We start from the raw sequence: 15,858 nt of genomic DNA, 5'->3' as shown, positions 1-15,858 counted from the left end.
TGGCGGGGTGGCGGACGGGAGCGAGCTGCTCGAGCGGGCGCGCGAGCTGGAGGAGCTGGAGACGCTGGCGCAGGCGGCGTGCGCCGGCGCGGGGCGGCTCGTGGTCGTCGAGGCACGGGCGGGGCTGGGCAAGACGCGGCTGCTGCAGGCCGCGCGCGTCGCGGGCCGCACCGCCGGGATGCGCGTCCTGTCGGCGCGCGCCACGGAGCTGGAGCGCGACTTCCCGTTCGCGCTCGTGCGCCAGTTGTTCACGCCCGCCGACGCGCGTGAGGCGATGGCGCCCGCGCGCGGTGCGCTCGGGCTCGCGGCCGAGCCCGCGGGCGACGCGTTCGCGGTCCTGCACGCGCTCTACTGGCTGACCGCGGGGCTGGCCGAGGACACGCCGCTGCTGCTCTGCGTCGACGACGCGCACTGGGCCGACGCGGCGTCGCTGGACTTCTTGGGGTTCTTGGTCCCGCGGCTGGAGGAGCTGCCGGTCCTGCTCGCGGTCGCCTGCCGCCCGGACGAGCCGGGCGCCGAGCGCGCGCTGGCGCGGATCGCCACCGACGGCGCCGCGGCGCGGCTGCAGCCGCGCGCGCTGAGCGCGGACGGGACGCGCGCGCTGCTGGCCGCCGAGCTGGAGCGCGCGCCGGACGCCGCGTTCGCCGCGGCCTGCCACGAGGTCAGCGGCGGCAACCCGTTCCTGCTCTGCGAGCTGACCCGGACGCTGGCCGCCGAGGCGGTCGCGCCCGCCGCGGAGGAGACCGCGCGCGTGCGCGAGCTGGCGCCGGAGCGCGTGACGCGCACCGTGCAGGTCCGGCTCGCGCGGCTGCCGCCGGAGGCGCGCGCGGTCGCCGAGGCGGTGGTCGTCCTCGGCGACGGCTGCGACGTCGCGCTCGCCGCGGCGCTGGCGGGGCTGGGCGAGGACGACGCGGCGCGCGGCGCCGACGCGTTGCGCTCCGCCGCGATCCTGGAGCAGGACGCGGCGCTGCGCTTCATCCACCCGCTCGTCCGGACCGCGCTGCACGCCGAGCTGCCGTTCGGCGCCCGCGCCGCCGCGCACGCACGGGCCGCGGCGCTGCTGGCGCAGCGCGGCGCGGGGCCGGAGCGGCTGGCGACGCACCTCGTGGCGACCGAGGCGCGCGGCGAGCGCGCGACGGCCGAGACGCTGCTGGCCGCGGCCCGCGCCGCGCTGGCCAGCGGCGCGCCGCGCAGCGCGTCCGCCTACCTGACGCGCGCGCTGCGCGAGCCCGCGCCGGACGACCTGCGGCCCGCGATCCTCGACGCGATCGTCACCGCCGGGATCCGCGCGTCGGACCGCGCGCTGTTCGAGGCGACGCTGCCCGCGGTGCTGGACGAGCTCGCGCGCGACCCGGAGCTGCGCCGCCGCCGGACCATCAAGGTCAGCATGTGGATGGTCCTCAGCGGGCACGCGCGGCGGGCGGTCACGCTGATCCGCGACGAGCTCCGGCGCGCGCAGGAGGCCGACGACGCCGAGCACGCGTTCCAGCTCGAGGCCCAGCTCGGCGCGCTCAGGCAGCGCCCGCTGACGACGGGGCGCGAGCAGCTGCTCCGCTACGCCGACCGCCTGCCGCCCGACAGCGCGCTCAGCCGCCTGGCCGACGCGCTCGAGTCCGAGTGGCACTGCTACGACGGCACCGCGACCGACGCGGTCGCCGCGGCCCGGCGCGCGCTGGCCCACGACGGCCGGATCTTCCTGGAGCAGCCCGAGCTGCTGGCGCCCGGCCGCCCGGTCCTCACGCTGATGCTGGCCGACGAGCTCGCCCTCGCCCGGCGCGCGGCCGAGCAGGCGCTGGCCCACGCAAGGCGGCGCCACGCGACGCCCGAGCTGTTCGCCGCGTTGTGGATGAACATGGGCGTCGCGCACGCCTTCGGCGACCTCGCCGCGGCGGAGGCCGACTGTCGCCAGGCGCTGGAGGTCGTCCGGCTCGGGCGCCTGCGGCTCGCCGAGCCCGCGATGCGCGCGGCGCTGGCGAGCCTGCTGCTCCAGCGCGGCGAGCCCGACGCCGCCGAGGCCGAGCTGGAGGCGTCGGGGATGACCGGCGCGATCGACGACCGCGTGTGGTTCGCGATGGCGCTGTTCCCGCGCGGGCTGCTGCGCCTGGAGCAGGGCCGCTACGACGAGGCCGTCGCCGACCTCGAGCAGCTCGACCGCCTGTCGGCGTGCTGGGGCGCGATCGGGATCCCGCAGACGCCCGCGAAGATCACGGTCGTCCGGGCGCTGGCCGCCCAGGGCGACCACGAGCGGGCGGTCGCCAAGGCCGCGGTCGCGCTGGCCCACGCCCGCCGCTTCGGCGCGCCCGCCAACCTCTCGCAGGCGCTGCGCGCCGCGGCGCTGACCGTCGCGGCCGGCGAGCGGCTGACCATGTTGGAGGAGTCGGTCGCGATCCTCGACGGCTCGCCCGCGCGGCTGGCCCGGGCCGAGGCGCTGGTCGAGCTGGGCACCGCGCTGCGCCGCGCGCGCCGCGACGTCGACGCGCGCCCGCCGCTGCGCGAGGGCCTGGAGCTGGCGCGCCGCTGTGGCGCGACCGGCCTGGCGAAGGCCGCCTTCGACGAGCTGGCCGCGACCGGCGAGCGCGGCCGCCGCTACACGCCGATCGGCGCGGCGTCGCTGACGCCGAGCCAGCGTCGCGTGGCGGAGCTGGCGGCGTCCGGGCTGACCAACCGCCAGATCGCGCAGACGCTGTTCCTGACCGTCAAGACGATCGAGTCGCACCTCGCGGCCGCCTACGACGGGCTCGGGATCCGCTCCCGTCAGGAGCTGCCCGCCGCGCTCACGCGCGACCTATGACGGCAGTCTGACGACCGAGACGAAGAAGTCGTCGATCTGGCGGACGATCGCGACGAAGCGCTCGAAGTCGACCGGCTTGGTCACGTAGGCGTTGGCGTGCAGCTGATAGCTCTTGAGCACGTCCTCCTCGGCCTCCGACGTCGTGAGCACGACGACCGGGATCGCGCGGAGGCGCTCGTCGGCCTTGACCTCGGCGAGGACCTCGCGGCCGTCCTTGCGCGGGAGGTTGAGGTCGAGCAGGATCAGGTCCGGGCGCAGCGACCGGGCGTACTCGCCCTCCTGGCGCAGGTAGGCCAGCGCCTGCTCGCCGTCGTTGACCACGTTGAGGTTGTTGTGGACCTTGTTGAACTCGAACGCCTCCCTGATCAGGAGGACGTCGCCCGGGTCGTCCTCGACCAGGAGGACCTCGATCGGCTGGCCGGCGGGCTTGGGGGTCATGCTGCTGCGCTCGTTTCGTCGTCGTCGGTGGGGACGGGGAGGGTGAAGCGGAAGGTCGCGCCGTGGCCGGAGGCCTCGGGCTGCGTGGCACCGTCGTCGACGCCGTCGCCGGAGCCCTCGGGACCGTTGTCGAGCCAGATCTCGCCGCCGTGGAACTCCACGATCTTGCGGCACATCGCCAGCCCGATGCCGGTGCCCGTGTACTCCTCCTTCGGATGCAACCGCTGGAAGATCACGAAGATGCGGTCGGCGTAGCGGGGCGCGATCCCGATGCCGTTGTCGCGCACGGTGAAGGTGTACATGTCGCCTTCGCGGGAGACGTCGATGTCCACCCGCGGTTGCTCGTCGCCATGGAACTTGATGGCGTTGCCGATCAAGTTCTGCAACAACGCGGTGAGCAGCGAGCGGTCGCCGCGCACGTCCGGCAGCGGCCCGTCGACCGTGACGGTCGCGCCGCTCTCCTCCAGCGCCGCGGCGAGGTTGCGCTGCGCGTCGCGCGTCGCGTCGTCCATCGACACGATGGCCTCGGTCGTGCCGACGCGGCCGACGCGCGAGAACGCGAGCAGGTCGTTGATCAGCACCTGCATGCGCTTGGCGCCGTCGACGGCGAACTCGATGTACTGGTCGGCGCGGTCGTCGAGCTGGCCCTGGTAGCGGTGCTGCAACATCCCCGTGAACGAGGCGACCTTGCGCAGCGGCTCCTGCAGGTCGTGCGAGGCGACGTAGGCGAACTGCTCCAGCTCGGCGTTGGAGCGCTGCAGGTCCTGGGTCTGCTCCTCCAGCAGCGCGCGCGAGCGGTTGACGGTCTCCAGCTCGGCGACGATCCGCTGGCGCATCGACTCGACGTCGGTGCTCAGGCCCTGGATGTCCTTCGGCCCCTCGACCTCGACGACGTGGCCGAACTCGCCGCGCGCCACCCGCCGCGCGTCGCGCGCCAGGTGCGACAGCGGCAGCGCGACGACGCGCCGCAGGACCAGGCCCGCGGCGATCGACGCCAGGATGATCAGCGCCGCGGTGAAGAGCACCGCGCCCTCGGCCAGCGCCGCGGCGTGGCGCAGCCGCGTCCGCGCGGACGCGCGCTCGGCGATCAGGTCGTTCTGCAGCGTCGTGAACGCGGCGCGCAGGTTGTCGAAGAGCTGCTTGCCGGTCGCGATCGGCGGGATGTCCGGCGCGTCCTTGCCCTCGGCGCGGATCGTCAGGATCGACGGGTCGGCGTAGAGCAGGTGCCACGACGTCGACGCCAGCGCGACCGCGCCGAGGTCCTCCCTCAGGTGCGGGACCCTGCCGGTCGCCGCGAGCTGCTCCAGCCTCGTGCGCGCCCGGACCGCGTCCCTGCCGCCGGCGTCGTAGGGCTGCAGGTAGTCCGGCGTGCCGCCGACCTGGTAGCCGCGGATCCCGGACTCCTGGTCGACCAGCGCGGTCAGGTAGAGCTGCGAGGCGACGCGCGCCGGGTCGACGCGGTCGACGACCTGCTCGCGCGCGAGCGTCAGGCGGTGCAGCGCGATCAGGCAGACGACGACGCCGATCAGCGCGGCGATCAGCAACCCGCCGGCGGTCAACGCCAGCCACTGCCCGGAACGGAGCCTGCTCATCGCAGGGCGAGCACGAGGACGGCGACGTCGTCGGCGAGGTCGCCACCGTTGAGGCGCTCGGCGGTCGCGATCAGGCGGTCGATCAGCGCGGCGCCGTCCTCGCGGCCGGCCTGCTCGGCGACCAGCTCGACCAGGCGCTCGCCGCCGAGGCGCTGCGGCGAGCCGTTGACGCGGCCCTCGATCAGCCCGTCGGTGTAGAGCATCAACTGGCAGTGCGCGGGCAGCTGCACCGGCATCTCGGGCCAGGCGCCGGCGCCCGCGCCGATCCCCAGCGGCGGGCGCGTGAGCGGGCCGGGCAGCTCGTAGGCGCGGCCGTCGGCGATGACGACCGGGAGCGGGTGGCCGGCGACGCGGACGACGGCGCTGCGGCGGTCGGGCGCGACCGAGATCATGCACGCGGTCGCGAAGACCTCGTCGGCGAGGCGCTCGTGCTCCAGCACCTGCTCGAGCGTTCCGAGCAGCTCGTCGGCGGCGCGGCCGCCGAGGACGAGCGTGCGCCACGCGATCCGCAGGCAGACGCCGAGCGCCGCGGCGTCCGGGTCGTGGCCGCAGACGTCGCCGATGATCGCGTGCAGCGTCCCGTCGGGCGCCTCGACCACGTCGTAGAAGTCGCCGCCGAGCAGCGCGCGCTCGCGGCCGGGGCGGTAGCCGGAGTCGACGGCGACGGCCGGGTCCGCGACCAGCGGGCGCGGCAGCAGGCCGCGCTCCAGGCGCGCGTTCTCCTCGGCGGTCAGGTTCGCGGCGCGCAGCTGGCCCTGGATGACCTCCGCGCGCTGGCGCTCGATCGCGTAGCGGATCGAGCGGGCCAGGAGCTCGCCGTCGACGCGGCCCTTGACGAGGTAGTCCTGGGCGCCGGCGGCGACCGCCTCCAGCCCGCGGGCCGCGTCGCTCAGGCCGGTCAGCACGAGCATCGGGACGTCGGGCGCCGCCTCGCGCAGGCCGTGCAGCGCGGCGAGGCCGTCGGCGTCGGGCAGGCCGAGGTCGAGGACCACGCAGGCGATGTCGGCCGGCAGGCGCTGGGCCGCGTCGGCGACCGTGCGCTCACGCTCGACGACGACGTCGAGATCGGCGTCGCGCAGCAGCTCCTCGAACAGGAACGCATCCCCGTCGTCGTCTTCGACGAGGAGGACCCGGAGGAAGGAGGTGGGGAGCACCTCCGCTGGGCCTGTCCCGGCCGGCACGTGCACGCTGCGCAACCTACACGCGCGCGGGCCCGTCGTGTTCAGCTTCTATCCGGTCGATCGGGGTAGACGTCGTCGATCGTCGTGCAGGCCACGTAGGGCGCGCCCGCGGCGGCCGCGATCTTCTCCGCGCCGCCCGCGAGCCGGTCAAGAACGCTGATCACGCCAACGATCTCATGCCCCGCCTCGCGGACCGCCTCGATCGCCTGCAGCGTCGAGCCGCCGGTGGTGACGACGTCCTCGACGATCACGCAGCGGTCGCTCGCGTCCAGGAGCGGTCCCTCGACGCGGCGCTGGAGCCCGTGCTGCTTGGTCTCCTTGCGGACAAAGAAGGCCTTGCCGTCGAAGCCGCCGGCCAGCGCCGAGCAGGCGACGGGGTCGGCGCCCATCGTGAGGCCGCCGACGGCGGTCGCGCCCCATGCGCGGGCGTGGTGGGCGACGAGCTCGCCCAGCGCGGCGAAGCCGGCGGGCTGCAGGATCGCGCGCTTGGCGTCCACGTAGTAGCTCGCGGTCTTGCCGGAGGTCAGGACGACGTCGCCGATGATCAGCGCGTGCGTCCGTAGTTCGTCCACGAGGCGTTGGGTTGCGTCCATCTCCGGCCGTAACCTACATGTGTGATCGAACGCATCCTGCGCTTCGCCGCGGTGGCATGCAGCCTGCTGGTGGTCGCAGGGTGGGGATGGTTCGCGATCGACCAGACCAGCGCCGCCTCGAAGACCAGCCAGGCGGAGATCGCCGGCGACGCCGCTTCCCAGGACCCGAGCCCGGATCCCGACACCGAGCGCGATCGCGAGAGGACCAACTCGAAGGTGCACGAGTGGGTCGACGACGCCAATGACGTGCTGCTCAAGCCGTTCGCGAGCATCGCGGACGGCAGCTCGAGCAAGTGGGTCCGGCGCACCGTCCCCGCGCTCCTGGCGCTGCTCGTCTACGGCCTCGGCCTCGGCATGCTCGCGCGGGTCGCCTCCGGGCGCTTCGTGTGAGCGCGTTCGGCCGGGCGTTCGCGCTCGGCGTCGAAGAGGAGCTGATCGTCGTCGACGCGGCGACGCTGGCGCTGAAGCACGGCAGCGCCGAGGTGCTCGGCGCGATCGACGTGCCCGCCGGCTCCGGCAGCGCGCACCCGGACACCTACGCGGCGCTGGTCGAGGTCGCCTCGCCGGTGGCCAGGACGCCGGAGGACGGCGTCAGGGCGGTCGCGGAGCTGCGCGCACGGGCGCTGGCCGCCGCGGCGGGCGCGGGCTCCGGGCTGATCGGCGCGGGGATCCACCCGGACGGCGCGTGGGGCGATGTTGTCCATGTCGACGAGCCGCGCTACCACGAGATCCACGCGCAGCTGCGGGGGCTGCTGCGCCGGACGCCGACGTGCGCGCTGCACGTCCACGTCGGGATGCCCGACGAGGCGACCGCGATCCACGTCTACAACGGCCTGCGCGAGTGGCTGCCGTTGTTGCAGGCCTTGGCGGCGAACTCCCCGTTCTGGCACGGGGTCGACTCGGGGCTGGCGACGTCGCGCGCGCAGCTGTTCCGGGGCTATCCGCGCAGCGAGATCCCGCGCGCGTTCTCGTCGTTCGACGACTTCGAGTCGAGCGTCGCCAGTGTCGTCGCCGCGGGCGACGCGCCGGACTACACGTTCCTGTGGTGGGACATCCGGCCGCACCCGAGGCTAGGGACCGTCGAGGTCCGCGCGATGGACGCGCAGTCCTCGCTGGACACCGTGCTCGGGCTCGTCGCCCTTGTGCATGGCCTTGCCCTGGCCGCCGAGGACGCGCGGGTGCCTGCGGGCGGCTGGACGCCGCGCGAGGCGCTGATGGAGTCCTCGTTCCGCGCAGCCCGCGACGGCCTCGCCGCGACGCTCCTGCACAACGGCACCCGCCGCCCAGTTCGCGAGATCGCCCAGGACGCGGTCGCCCGCGCGGCCGCGGCAGGCGGCGACGCCTTCGCGCTGGAGGAAGTCACCCGCATCCTCCAACTCGGCAACGGCGCCGACCGCCAGCGCGCAGCCTTCACCTCCGGCGGCATGCCCGCCCTGCTCCACCACCTCGCCGCCGAGACGGCAACCAACCCCTACATCTAGCTAACGGTAGGGCGTCCCGGTCGGGACCCGGAAGCGCAGCTCGTCGTTGTAGGGGTCGAGGGGTTCGCCGCCGGCGGCGGTGATGACGCGGCGGGAGGGTTCGTTGGTGCGGTCGCAGGTGACGAGCAGCTCGGGCAGGCCGAGGCTGCGGGCGAACGGCAGCGCGGCGCGCAGCATCGCGGTGGCGTGGCCGCGGCGGCGGGCGCTCGGTCGGACGTCGTAGCCGAGGTGGCCGCCGACGCCGGCGGTCGCGGGCGTCAGGACATGGCGCAGCGCGACGCGACCGACATATTCACCTTGGACCACCCACCACAACATGGTCGTCGGCCGCCAGCCCTCGGGCCGCGGCTCGTCGCGCAGCGCCTGGCGCCGCACCGCGTCGACCCACGCGGCGAACGCGTCCGGCTCGGCCAGCCACTCCGGGTCCAGGTCGAGGTACCGCCCCTCCGCCCGGAACTCGTCCAGCGCGGCCAGGAACGACGCGCGCAGCTCCGCGTCCGGGCGGACCAACATGTACGCCTAGCCCGGATACACGTCCACGTAGTCGCCGTACTTGATCCAGTTGAAGATCGGGATGGCGTCGGGGACGGGGGTGCGCAGGCAGCCGTGGGAGGCGGCGAAGGTTGGGACCTCCGCGTAGCCGTGGATGCCGTAGCCGCCGTGGAAGTAGGAGGTGTAGACCATGCCCTTGGCGTTGGTGCCCGGCGTCTTGGAGTACACGCGGAACGTGCCGAGCACGGTCGGGGTCGAGGGCTTGCCCGACGAGATCGGGTAGATCCGCTCGACCTTCGAGCCGTTGATCAGCGCCAGCACCTGCAGCGACAGGTTCGCCTCGACATGGTGGCCCTGCTTCGGGAACCGCACCTTGAAGGCACCGGCGCCGTGGGCGAGCTTGCGGAAGACGTCGGCGCTGGCCGTCTCGATCCGGGCCATCCCGGTGACCTTGCGGAACGCGAGGACCGCGCGGGCGGTGCGGGCGTCGTACAGGCCCTTCTGCCCGATCACGTAGCCCAAGGCCTTCAACTTGGTCTGCAGGATCCGGACGGCAAGCCCCTTTGACCCGGGCGCGGCGCGCAGCGGCAGGACGTCGACGCCCTTGCCCTTGGCCTTCAGCGTCAGCAGCTGCGCCGTCGCGCGGTGCGAGGCGCGGACCGTGATGTGCCCGGCCTTCCTGGCCGTGTAGCCGAGGACGAACGAGCCGCTGGCCGCGCCGTCCCTGCCCTTCACGGTCACGGCCTTGGACGCCAGCTTCCTGTCGCCGCGGTAGAAGCGCACGACGACCCTCTGGCCCGCGACGTACGGCCTGACCGTCCCGCGCACGCGGAAGCGCTGGCCGCTGAGGATCGCTGCGGACCTGCCGTTGACCTTCTCCAGCGTCACGCTCAGCGTGCCCCTGGCGGCCGGCGCGGGCGCAGGCGCCGGGACCGGCGTGGTCGGCGGCGGCGTGGTGGTCGAGGGCGCGGTCGTCGAGGACGGCGCGCCCGTCGTGGTCTGCGCCGAGGCGGCGACCGGAGCCGCCAGCGCGAGGGTGGTCAGGACGGCGGCGGCGACGGCTGGGCGGTGCATAGGCGCGGAAATCGTACCCCCGCTCCGTAAGAGATCAGCCGGTTGGCGCCGTGGCGCTCACCGGTCCGGCCTGCGGACGGGCCGCCGGCCACGCCCTCAGGCCCAGCCAGATGAACGTGGCGATGCACAGCGGTGCGCCGATCAGGACGACCGGGACCTCCCACGACCAGTGCTCGCTGGACGCCATCGCCAGCGAGTTGTTGAGGCAGTGCAGCGCGATCCCCGGGTACAGCGACGCGGTCTTCTCGCGGATCCAGCAGAGCCCGCCGCCGAGCAGCGCGAGCGGGACGATGAACGCGATCGGCGAGCCGAAGACGTGCACGATCCCGAAGGCCAGGCCGGTGAAGCCGGCGGCGAACCAGAAGCCGTTGGAGCGCAGCGCGCCGAAGAAGTACCCGCGGAACAGGAACTCCTCGGCCAGCGGCGCGCAGACGGTCACGACGAACGTCACGAAGACCAGCGCGACCGTCGAGTCCTTCGCGCCGAGGTCCTCGGTGATCGTGTCCTTGGTCCCGGACTGTCCGATCGCGGTCAGCCACACGTAGGAGACGACGATGAACACCAGGTAGCCGCCGACCACGAACGCGGCCGCCATCGGCAGCGACAGCGGCCGGTTCAGCCCGAACTGGCGCGGGCGCGGGAACGTGACCATGCGCGCGAACAGCAGCGCGGCGGCGATCAGGCAGGCGTCCTGGGCGATGACCGACGCGATCGAGACCGACGGCGACGTGTGGCCGTCCGAGATGCTGGCGCCGAACAACGCGCCGATCAGCGCGATCACGAGCCCGAGGACCAGCGCGCCGAGGAAGCCCGCGATCAGCGCGGCCGGCGCCGACCAGCCGGGCCAGTTCGGGATCGCGCGCGCCGCCGGGCTGTCGCCGGAGAACGCGCCGTCGCCGCCGGGCGCGGGCGTTGCCGCGCGCGGGCGCTCGGGCTGCTCCGGCGGCGCCGGATACGACGGGGTCGTGCTCATCGCCCGCGAAGGCTAGGGCGCGGAGCTTGCGGGCGGATCAAGGCCGCGGGCAGCGCGCGCAGGTCGGCGATCCGGGCCACGCCCGCGGGCAGGACCGGCGGCGCCGCACCCGTCTCGGCCGACCGGTCGACGAAGATCGGCCGCAGGCCGGCGGCGCGGGCGCCGGCGACGTCGGCCTCGACCGAGTCGCCGACGTGCCAGACGTCGCGCGGCGCGGGGTCGTCGGCGAGGCCGAGCGCGTAGTCGAAGATCGCGGTGCTCGGCTTGGCCGCGCCGACCTCGGCCGAGGAGATCGCGCCGTCGACCAGCCGGTCCAGGCCGGTGTCGCGCAGCGCGTCGTGCAGCGAGACGTCCCAGTTGGACACGACGATCAGCGTGACCCCGGCGGCGCGCAGCGCCTTCAGCGCGGGCTCGGCGTCCGGGTAGGCGCGGAAGCGCAGCGCGGCCATCATGATCGGCTGCAGCTTCTCGACGGCGCGGGCGGGCTCGGGCAGCGCGCGGCGCAGCGCCTCGGTGCACGCGTGGCGGAGGTCCTCGAGCGCGTCCCTGTCGACCGCCAGGTCGTGGTGGATCTTGTAATAGGCCATCTCCACGCGCATCGCCGCGGCGGCCTCCTCGAGCGTGATCCTCACCGGCGGATCGGCCCTCGCGAGCCCGGCCATCAGCAGCGGCGCGGGCGGCTCCAGCGCGACGAGCGTCCCGAGCGCGTCGAGGAAGACCGCCTTCGGCGCCCTCATGCGACCCAGTGCCAGGTCGAGAACAGCGCCGAGCAGGCGGCGAGGAAGACGGCGAACGTCCCGAGGACGGCCACGCGCCAGAGCGTGCCGCGGCGCGCCAGCCACCAGCCGAGCCAGAGGAACAGCGGGTACAGGACGGCCTCGAAGCGCGGCAGCGACATCAGCGGCTGCGGGCCGACCGGGTAGCTGAGCGGCAGCAGCAGCGCGCACAGCGCGTAGGCGCCGTGGGCGAGCGGCAGGCGCCGGAACGCGCCGACCAGCCCGATCGCGCCGAGCACGAGGCACAGGAACAGCGCGACGTCGTGGCGGCCGACCGCGATGCTGTCGCCGCCCGCGCGGTCCCAGTAGACCGGCGTCGGCGAGCCGTGGACGATCTGGCGCAGCCCGTCCCACGCGGCGATCGCGCCCTGGTTGATCCCGTAGAACGGGCCCTTGAACGCGCGGTGCCACACGTCCTGGGCGGCGAACGGCGCGTGCCACGAGCCGCCGTCGGCCGCGAGGTAGCCGCAGTAGGCGACGAGGCCGAGCGGGACGAGCAGGACCCAGCCGAGGCTGAGCGGCGAGGGGCGGGCGGCGGTGCGCGGCTGCGCGCCGCGGTAGGCGTCCCACCACAGCAGCGCCAGCGGGAGCATCAGGACCAGCCCGGCGCTGCGCGTCGCGGCGCCCAGCGCGCCGAGCACGCCCGCCCACGCGAAGCGCTCGCGGCGCGCGCACAGCACGGCGCCGACCGACACCATCAGGAACAGCGACTCGCTGTAGACCGCGCTGAACCACAGCGAGCCCGGGAACAGGACGAGGCCCCAGACCGCCCAGCGCGCGCCGTCCGCTCCGACCTCGATCACGGCCAGGCGGTGGAACGCGGCCAAGGCCACCAAGAAGCAGATGAACGACAACAACAGGCCGACGAGCAGCGGCTCGCCGGTCACCCACGCGATCGCCTTGATCGACATGGGGTACAACGGGAAGAACGCGGGGCGGTTCGGCGACGCCTGGTAGCCGTGGTGGGCGATGTCCAGGTACCAGTAGGAGTCCCAGCGCGCGGCGGGCGCGACCAAGGTGTCCAGGAACCCGCCGAACGGGCGCGTCAGCCCGGCCCGGTCGAAGTCGTGCTCGTGGGTCTTGTGGATCCCCCAGATCGCGATCGCGCCGAGGCCGGAGACCCAGACCAGCAGCCGCGACGCCCACAGCGCGCGCCAGGCGACGGCGACGTCGGGTCGCCAGGACGACCACGCGGCGCGCAGGCGCTGGGCCCGGCGCTTTTGTACGGTCACGCCCACGGTGCTGCACATCCTCGCATCCGAGTCGTTCCTCGATAAGTACGACAACCTGTTCACCGCCGTGGGCATCCTGCTCGCGGGCGCGCTGATCGTCTTCTTCTTCGACCGCTACCTGGTCCGGCGGGCGACGCGTGCCGTGGGCGCGCTCACCGGCGAGGCCGGTCTGTCGCGGGACACCGCGACGCGGCTGCGCTTCGCGCGGCGGGCGATCGAGGCGGTCGTCGGGATCATCGTCGTGGCGGTCGCGCTGAGCGAGTTCGACGCGCTCGACCAGATCGGCCACACGATCCTGGCGTCGTCGGCGATCACCGCCGCCGTCATCGGCTTCGCGGCCCGCCAGACGCTGGCCAACGCGGTCGCGGGGATCCTGCTGGCGGTCGTCCAGCCGATCCGGATCGGCGACCTCGTCACGTTCGAGGGCGAGACCGGGACCGTCGAGGACGTCGGGCTGACCTACACGTGGCTGCGCACCGGCGCCGACTCGCGCCTGCTGGTCCCGAACGAGCGCCTGGCCGGCGGGATCATCCGCAACGACTCGATCCGCTCGCCGACCGTGGCGACCGAGGTGTCGGTCTGGCTGGCGCCGGACGCCGACGAAGCGGCCGCCCTGGAGGCGATCCGGGCGCTGGAGGGCGTGCGCGCGCGGATCGCCGAGACGACCCACGAGGGCGTCCGGATCCTCGTCATGGGCGCGCCCGGACCGCCATCCGAACGCCTGGCGAGGGAGGGCGATCTGCGCGCCTCCGCGCTCGGCGCGCTGCGCGGCGCGGGCGTGCGCTGACGCGTGTCCTGACAGTTCGTCGGCGAAGGACTCCCGCGAGCGGGCTAGAATCAGGACCTCGCGGGCGTGGCCTCGGGAGGGCCGCGACAACGCTCGCACGCTCCCCGAACCCATGTCTCGCCGCGAACGACAGCGCCGTCGGCGCCGGAACAGGGGCGGCCCTGCCCGGCCGCTCTTCCTCGCCATCGGCGTCCTCACGACGTTCGCCGCCCTCGCCGGGCTCGGCGCGGTCGGCTGGGTCGTCTCGGTCGCCAACTCCGGCCCGACGCTGGACACGATCAAGCCCCTGGACCAGGGCGCCGCGTCGGTCATCTACGCCGCCGACGGCAGCCGCCTGGGCTTCATCTCCTCCGACGTCCTGCGCACGCCGATCACCGGCAGGCAGATCCCGCAGGTGATGCGCGACGCGACGGTCGCGATCGAGGACCGGCGCTTCTTCGAGCACAAGGGCGTCGACTTCGAGGGCGTCGTCCGCGCGGCGGTCAAGAACCTGGAGTCCAAGGACGACGTCCAGGGCGGCTCGACGCTGACGATGCAGCTGATCCGCAACATGTACACCAGGGACAGGGTCCGGACCGGCGTCGAGGGCTACAAGCGCAAGATCCGCGAGGCGAAGCTCGCCGAGGAGCTGGAGAACCAGCACCCGGGGCGCAAGGGCAAGCGCTGGATCCTGGACCAGTACCTCAACAACGTCCCGTACGGCACGGTCGGCGGCAAGACCGCGATCGGGATCCAGGCCGCGGCGCGCATCTTCTTCGACAAGCCCGCCAACAAGCTGACGCTGGCCCAGGCGGCGCTGCTGGCCGGCCTGCCGCAGGCGCCGTCGCTGTACAACCCGTTCCTGTCGGCGCAGGCGGCGCGCGCGCGTCGCGACGACGTCCTGCGCCACATGGCCGACCAGGGCTACATCACGCAGGCGGCGGCCGCGAGGGCGATCAGGTCCAGGCTCGGAGTGAAGGCCAACGGCTACTACTCCAAGAAGCGCGAGTCCTACTTCTACGACTACGTCAAGCAGCAGCTCGTCGACGAGTACGGCGCGAAGAAGGTGCAGGCCGGCGGCATGCACATCTACACGACGCTGAACCTGAAGATGCAGCGCGCGGCGCGCAAGGCGCTGGACGACAACCTCGGCGGGACCGACCGCTCGGGCGCGATCGTCACCGTCGACCCGGCCAACGGCGACCTCAAGGCGATGGCGTCGACCGGCAACTACGCGCAGTCGAAGTTCGACCTCGCGTCCCAGGGCGGCTACGCGGCGGGCTCGACGTTCAAGGTGATGGTCTTGATGACCGCCCTGCGCAGGGGCGTCAACCCGGACTCGACGACCTACACGTCGATGCCGCTGAAGTTCAACGACCCCACCTACGGCCCGATCGACGTGCACACGTTCGAGGGCACCTACGCGGGCCGCGAGAACCTCGTCAAGGCGACGCTGACGTCCGACAACACCGTCTACCAGCAGCTCGACCTCGACGTCGGGCCGCCGAACGTGACGCAGACCGCGCGCGACATGGGCGTCAAGTCGCCGATGGAGAGCGTCCCGGCCGAGGGCCTGGGCGGCCTCAAGCACGGCGTCTCGCCGCTGGAGATGGCCAACGCGTACGCGACGATCGCGTCCGGTGGGTGGCGCAACAAGGTCACGGCCGTCACGAAGGTCTGCTTCCCCAAGCGGCTCGGCGGCTTCGACTGCCACGTCGAGAGGCCCCACCGCCACAGGGCGTTCGAGGACGGCGTCACCGCCGAGGCGACGAAGATCCTGAAGGAGAACGTCCAGTCGGGCACCGGCGTCCGGGCGCAGATCGGCTGCCCGGCCGCGGGCAAGACCGGCACGGTCGACGACTTCACCGACGCGTGGTTCGTCGGCTACACGCCGAAGCTGTCCACCTCGGTCTGGGTCGGCCACGCCAACGACCGCCGGACGCTCGGCGCCAACGCGCAGGGCGGCGCGGTCGCGGCGCCGATCTGGGGCGAGTACATGAAGACCGCGCACGGCAACTACTGCGGGGACTTCCCGAAGCCCAGGCAGCCGTTCGTCTCGACGCCGTTCTTCGGCAAGTACTCCAGGACCGGCGTCAAGGACAACCAGGTCGATCCGGGGTCGTACACGACCAGCCCGGACAAGAGGCCGGGGATCGGCAGCAACGGCGCTGACGGGACCGGCACCGGCAACGGCTCGGCGAGGTACCCGAGCGACCAGTACGCGTCGCCGCCGCAGGGCCAGCCGACGACCGGCGGCGGGACCGGGACGACCGGGACCGGCGGCGGCACGGGCGCGACCGGCAACGGGACCGGGACCGCGGGGACCGGCAACGGCACGACCGGCGCGGGCACGGGCGCGCCGGGCACCGGCGGCGGGACCACCGGGGCCGCGGGCGGCACCGGCGCACCACCGCCGTAGGCCGGGCGCGCGAGGCGGTTCGTCCGCCTTTCACAAAACCCGTTCCAGCT

Annotated in this window: 14 protein-coding genes; 5 read left to right on the top strand and 9 right to left on the bottom strand. The window is 73.8% G+C overall.

Translation table 11 applies throughout. From position 1 onward, the window contains the following. Nucleotides 1-7: 7 nt before the first annotated feature. Complete coding sequence (locus H030_RS28855) at nucleotides 8-2,791, top strand: helix-turn-helix transcriptional regulator (RefSeq protein WP_035125799.1); 2,784 nt, start codon at nucleotides 8-10, stop codon at nucleotides 2,789-2,791. Here the strand turns inward: H030_RS28855 and H030_RS0103170 are convergent. The 4 genes from H030_RS0103170 to pyrE all read right to left on the bottom strand — a co-directional run bounded on the left by H030_RS0103170 (nucleotide 2,786) and on the right by pyrE (nucleotide 6,595). Further along, nucleotides 2,786-3,229, bottom strand: coding sequence for a response regulator (locus H030_RS0103170; RefSeq protein WP_027005058.1), 444 nt, complete (start codon nucleotides 3,227-3,229; stop codon nucleotides 2,786-2,788). The genes H030_RS28855 and H030_RS0103170 overlap by 6 nt on opposite strands. Beyond that, on the bottom strand, nucleotides 3,226-4,821 hold the full coding sequence (locus H030_RS28850; RefSeq protein ID WP_081690467.1) for a sensor histidine kinase: 1,596 nt from the start codon (nucleotides 4,819-4,821) through the stop codon (nucleotides 3,226-3,228). Before H030_RS28850 ends, H030_RS0103170 begins: the two co-directional genes overlap by 4 nt. Continuing rightward, nucleotides 4,818-5,975 (bottom strand): PP2C family protein-serine/threonine phosphatase, encoded by a 1,158-nt coding sequence (locus tag H030_RS0103160; RefSeq protein WP_027005057.1) that lies wholly within the window; start codon nucleotides 5,973-5,975, stop codon nucleotides 4,818-4,820. Before H030_RS0103160 ends, H030_RS28850 begins: the two co-directional genes overlap by 4 nt. Nucleotides 5,976-6,043: 68 nt before the next feature. Continuing rightward, nucleotides 6,044-6,595: an orotate phosphoribosyltransferase gene (gene pyrE, locus H030_RS0103155; RefSeq protein WP_027005056.1), complete on the bottom strand. Its 552-nt coding sequence runs from the start codon at nucleotides 6,593-6,595 to the stop codon at nucleotides 6,044-6,046. A gap of 21 nt (nucleotides 6,596-6,616) precedes the next feature. On the opposite strand from pyrE, the gene H030_RS0103150 reads away from it, so the two are divergent. Further along, nucleotides 6,617-6,985, top strand: a complete 369-nt coding sequence (locus H030_RS0103150) for a hypothetical protein (protein ID WP_027005055.1) — start codon at nucleotides 6,617-6,619, stop codon at nucleotides 6,983-6,985. Further along, a complete protein-coding gene (locus tag H030_RS36180) occupies nucleotides 6,982-8,076 on the top strand; it encodes a carboxylate-amine ligase (RefSeq protein WP_051221567.1) in 1,095 nt (364 codons plus the stop codon). Before H030_RS0103150 ends, H030_RS36180 begins: the two co-directional genes overlap by 4 nt. Here H030_RS36180 and H030_RS0103140 read toward each other — a convergent pair whose 3' ends face one another. The 5 genes from H030_RS0103140 to H030_RS36165 are packed head-to-tail and all read right to left on the bottom strand — an operon-like array spanning nucleotide 8,077 to nucleotide 12,623. After that, on the bottom strand, nucleotides 8,077-8,589 hold the full coding sequence (locus tag H030_RS0103140; RefSeq protein WP_027005054.1) for a GNAT family N-acetyltransferase: 513 nt from the start codon (nucleotides 8,587-8,589) through the stop codon (nucleotides 8,077-8,079). Nucleotides 8,590-8,595: 6 nt separating this feature from the next. Further along, on the bottom strand, nucleotides 8,596-9,642 hold the full coding sequence (locus tag H030_RS0103135) for a L,D-transpeptidase family protein (protein WP_027005053.1): 1,047 nt from the start codon (nucleotides 9,640-9,642) through the stop codon (nucleotides 8,596-8,598). Between the two features lie 34 nt (nucleotides 9,643-9,676). After that, nucleotides 9,677-10,615, bottom strand: coding sequence for a CPBP family intramembrane glutamic endopeptidase (locus tag H030_RS36175; RefSeq protein ID WP_027005052.1), 939 nt, complete (start codon nucleotides 10,613-10,615; stop codon nucleotides 9,677-9,679). Next, nucleotides 10,612-11,352 carry an HAD family hydrolase gene (locus H030_RS36170; RefSeq protein WP_051221565.1) on the bottom strand — a complete coding sequence of 247 codons (741 nt, stop codon included), beginning with the start codon at nucleotides 11,350-11,352 and terminating at the stop codon, nucleotides 10,612-10,614. The genes H030_RS36175 and H030_RS36170 overlap by 4 nt, the downstream gene beginning before the upstream one ends. After that, nucleotides 11,349-12,623, bottom strand: coding sequence for a mannosyltransferase family protein (locus H030_RS36165; RefSeq protein WP_196808969.1), 1,275 nt, complete (start codon nucleotides 12,621-12,623; stop codon nucleotides 11,349-11,351). The genes H030_RS36170 and H030_RS36165 overlap by 4 nt, the downstream gene beginning before the upstream one ends. Nucleotides 12,624-12,630: 7 nt before the next feature. Between H030_RS36165 and H030_RS0103115 the strand changes: the two genes are divergently transcribed. Both H030_RS0103115 and H030_RS0103110 read left to right on the top strand, forming a co-directional pair. After that, nucleotides 12,631-13,410 carry a mechanosensitive ion channel family protein gene (locus H030_RS0103115; protein WP_027005051.1) on the top strand — a complete coding sequence of 260 codons (780 nt, stop codon included), beginning with the start codon at nucleotides 12,631-12,633 and terminating at the stop codon, nucleotides 13,408-13,410. Nucleotides 13,411-13,522: 112 nt separating this feature from the next. After that, nucleotides 13,523-15,808, top strand: a complete 2,286-nt coding sequence (locus tag H030_RS0103110) for a transglycosylase domain-containing protein (protein WP_027005050.1) — start codon at nucleotides 13,523-13,525, stop codon at nucleotides 15,806-15,808. Nucleotides 15,809-15,858 lie beyond the last annotated feature (50 nt).

The organism is Conexibacter woesei Iso977N (assembly GCF_000424625.1).
In the GTDB taxonomy this organism is placed as follows: domain Bacteria; phylum Actinomycetota; class Thermoleophilia; order Solirubrobacterales; family Solirubrobacteraceae; genus Baekduia; species Baekduia woesei_A.
The sequence above is the reverse complement of the archived record's forward strand: the minus strand, read 5'-3'. Positions and strand labels throughout refer to the sequence as shown.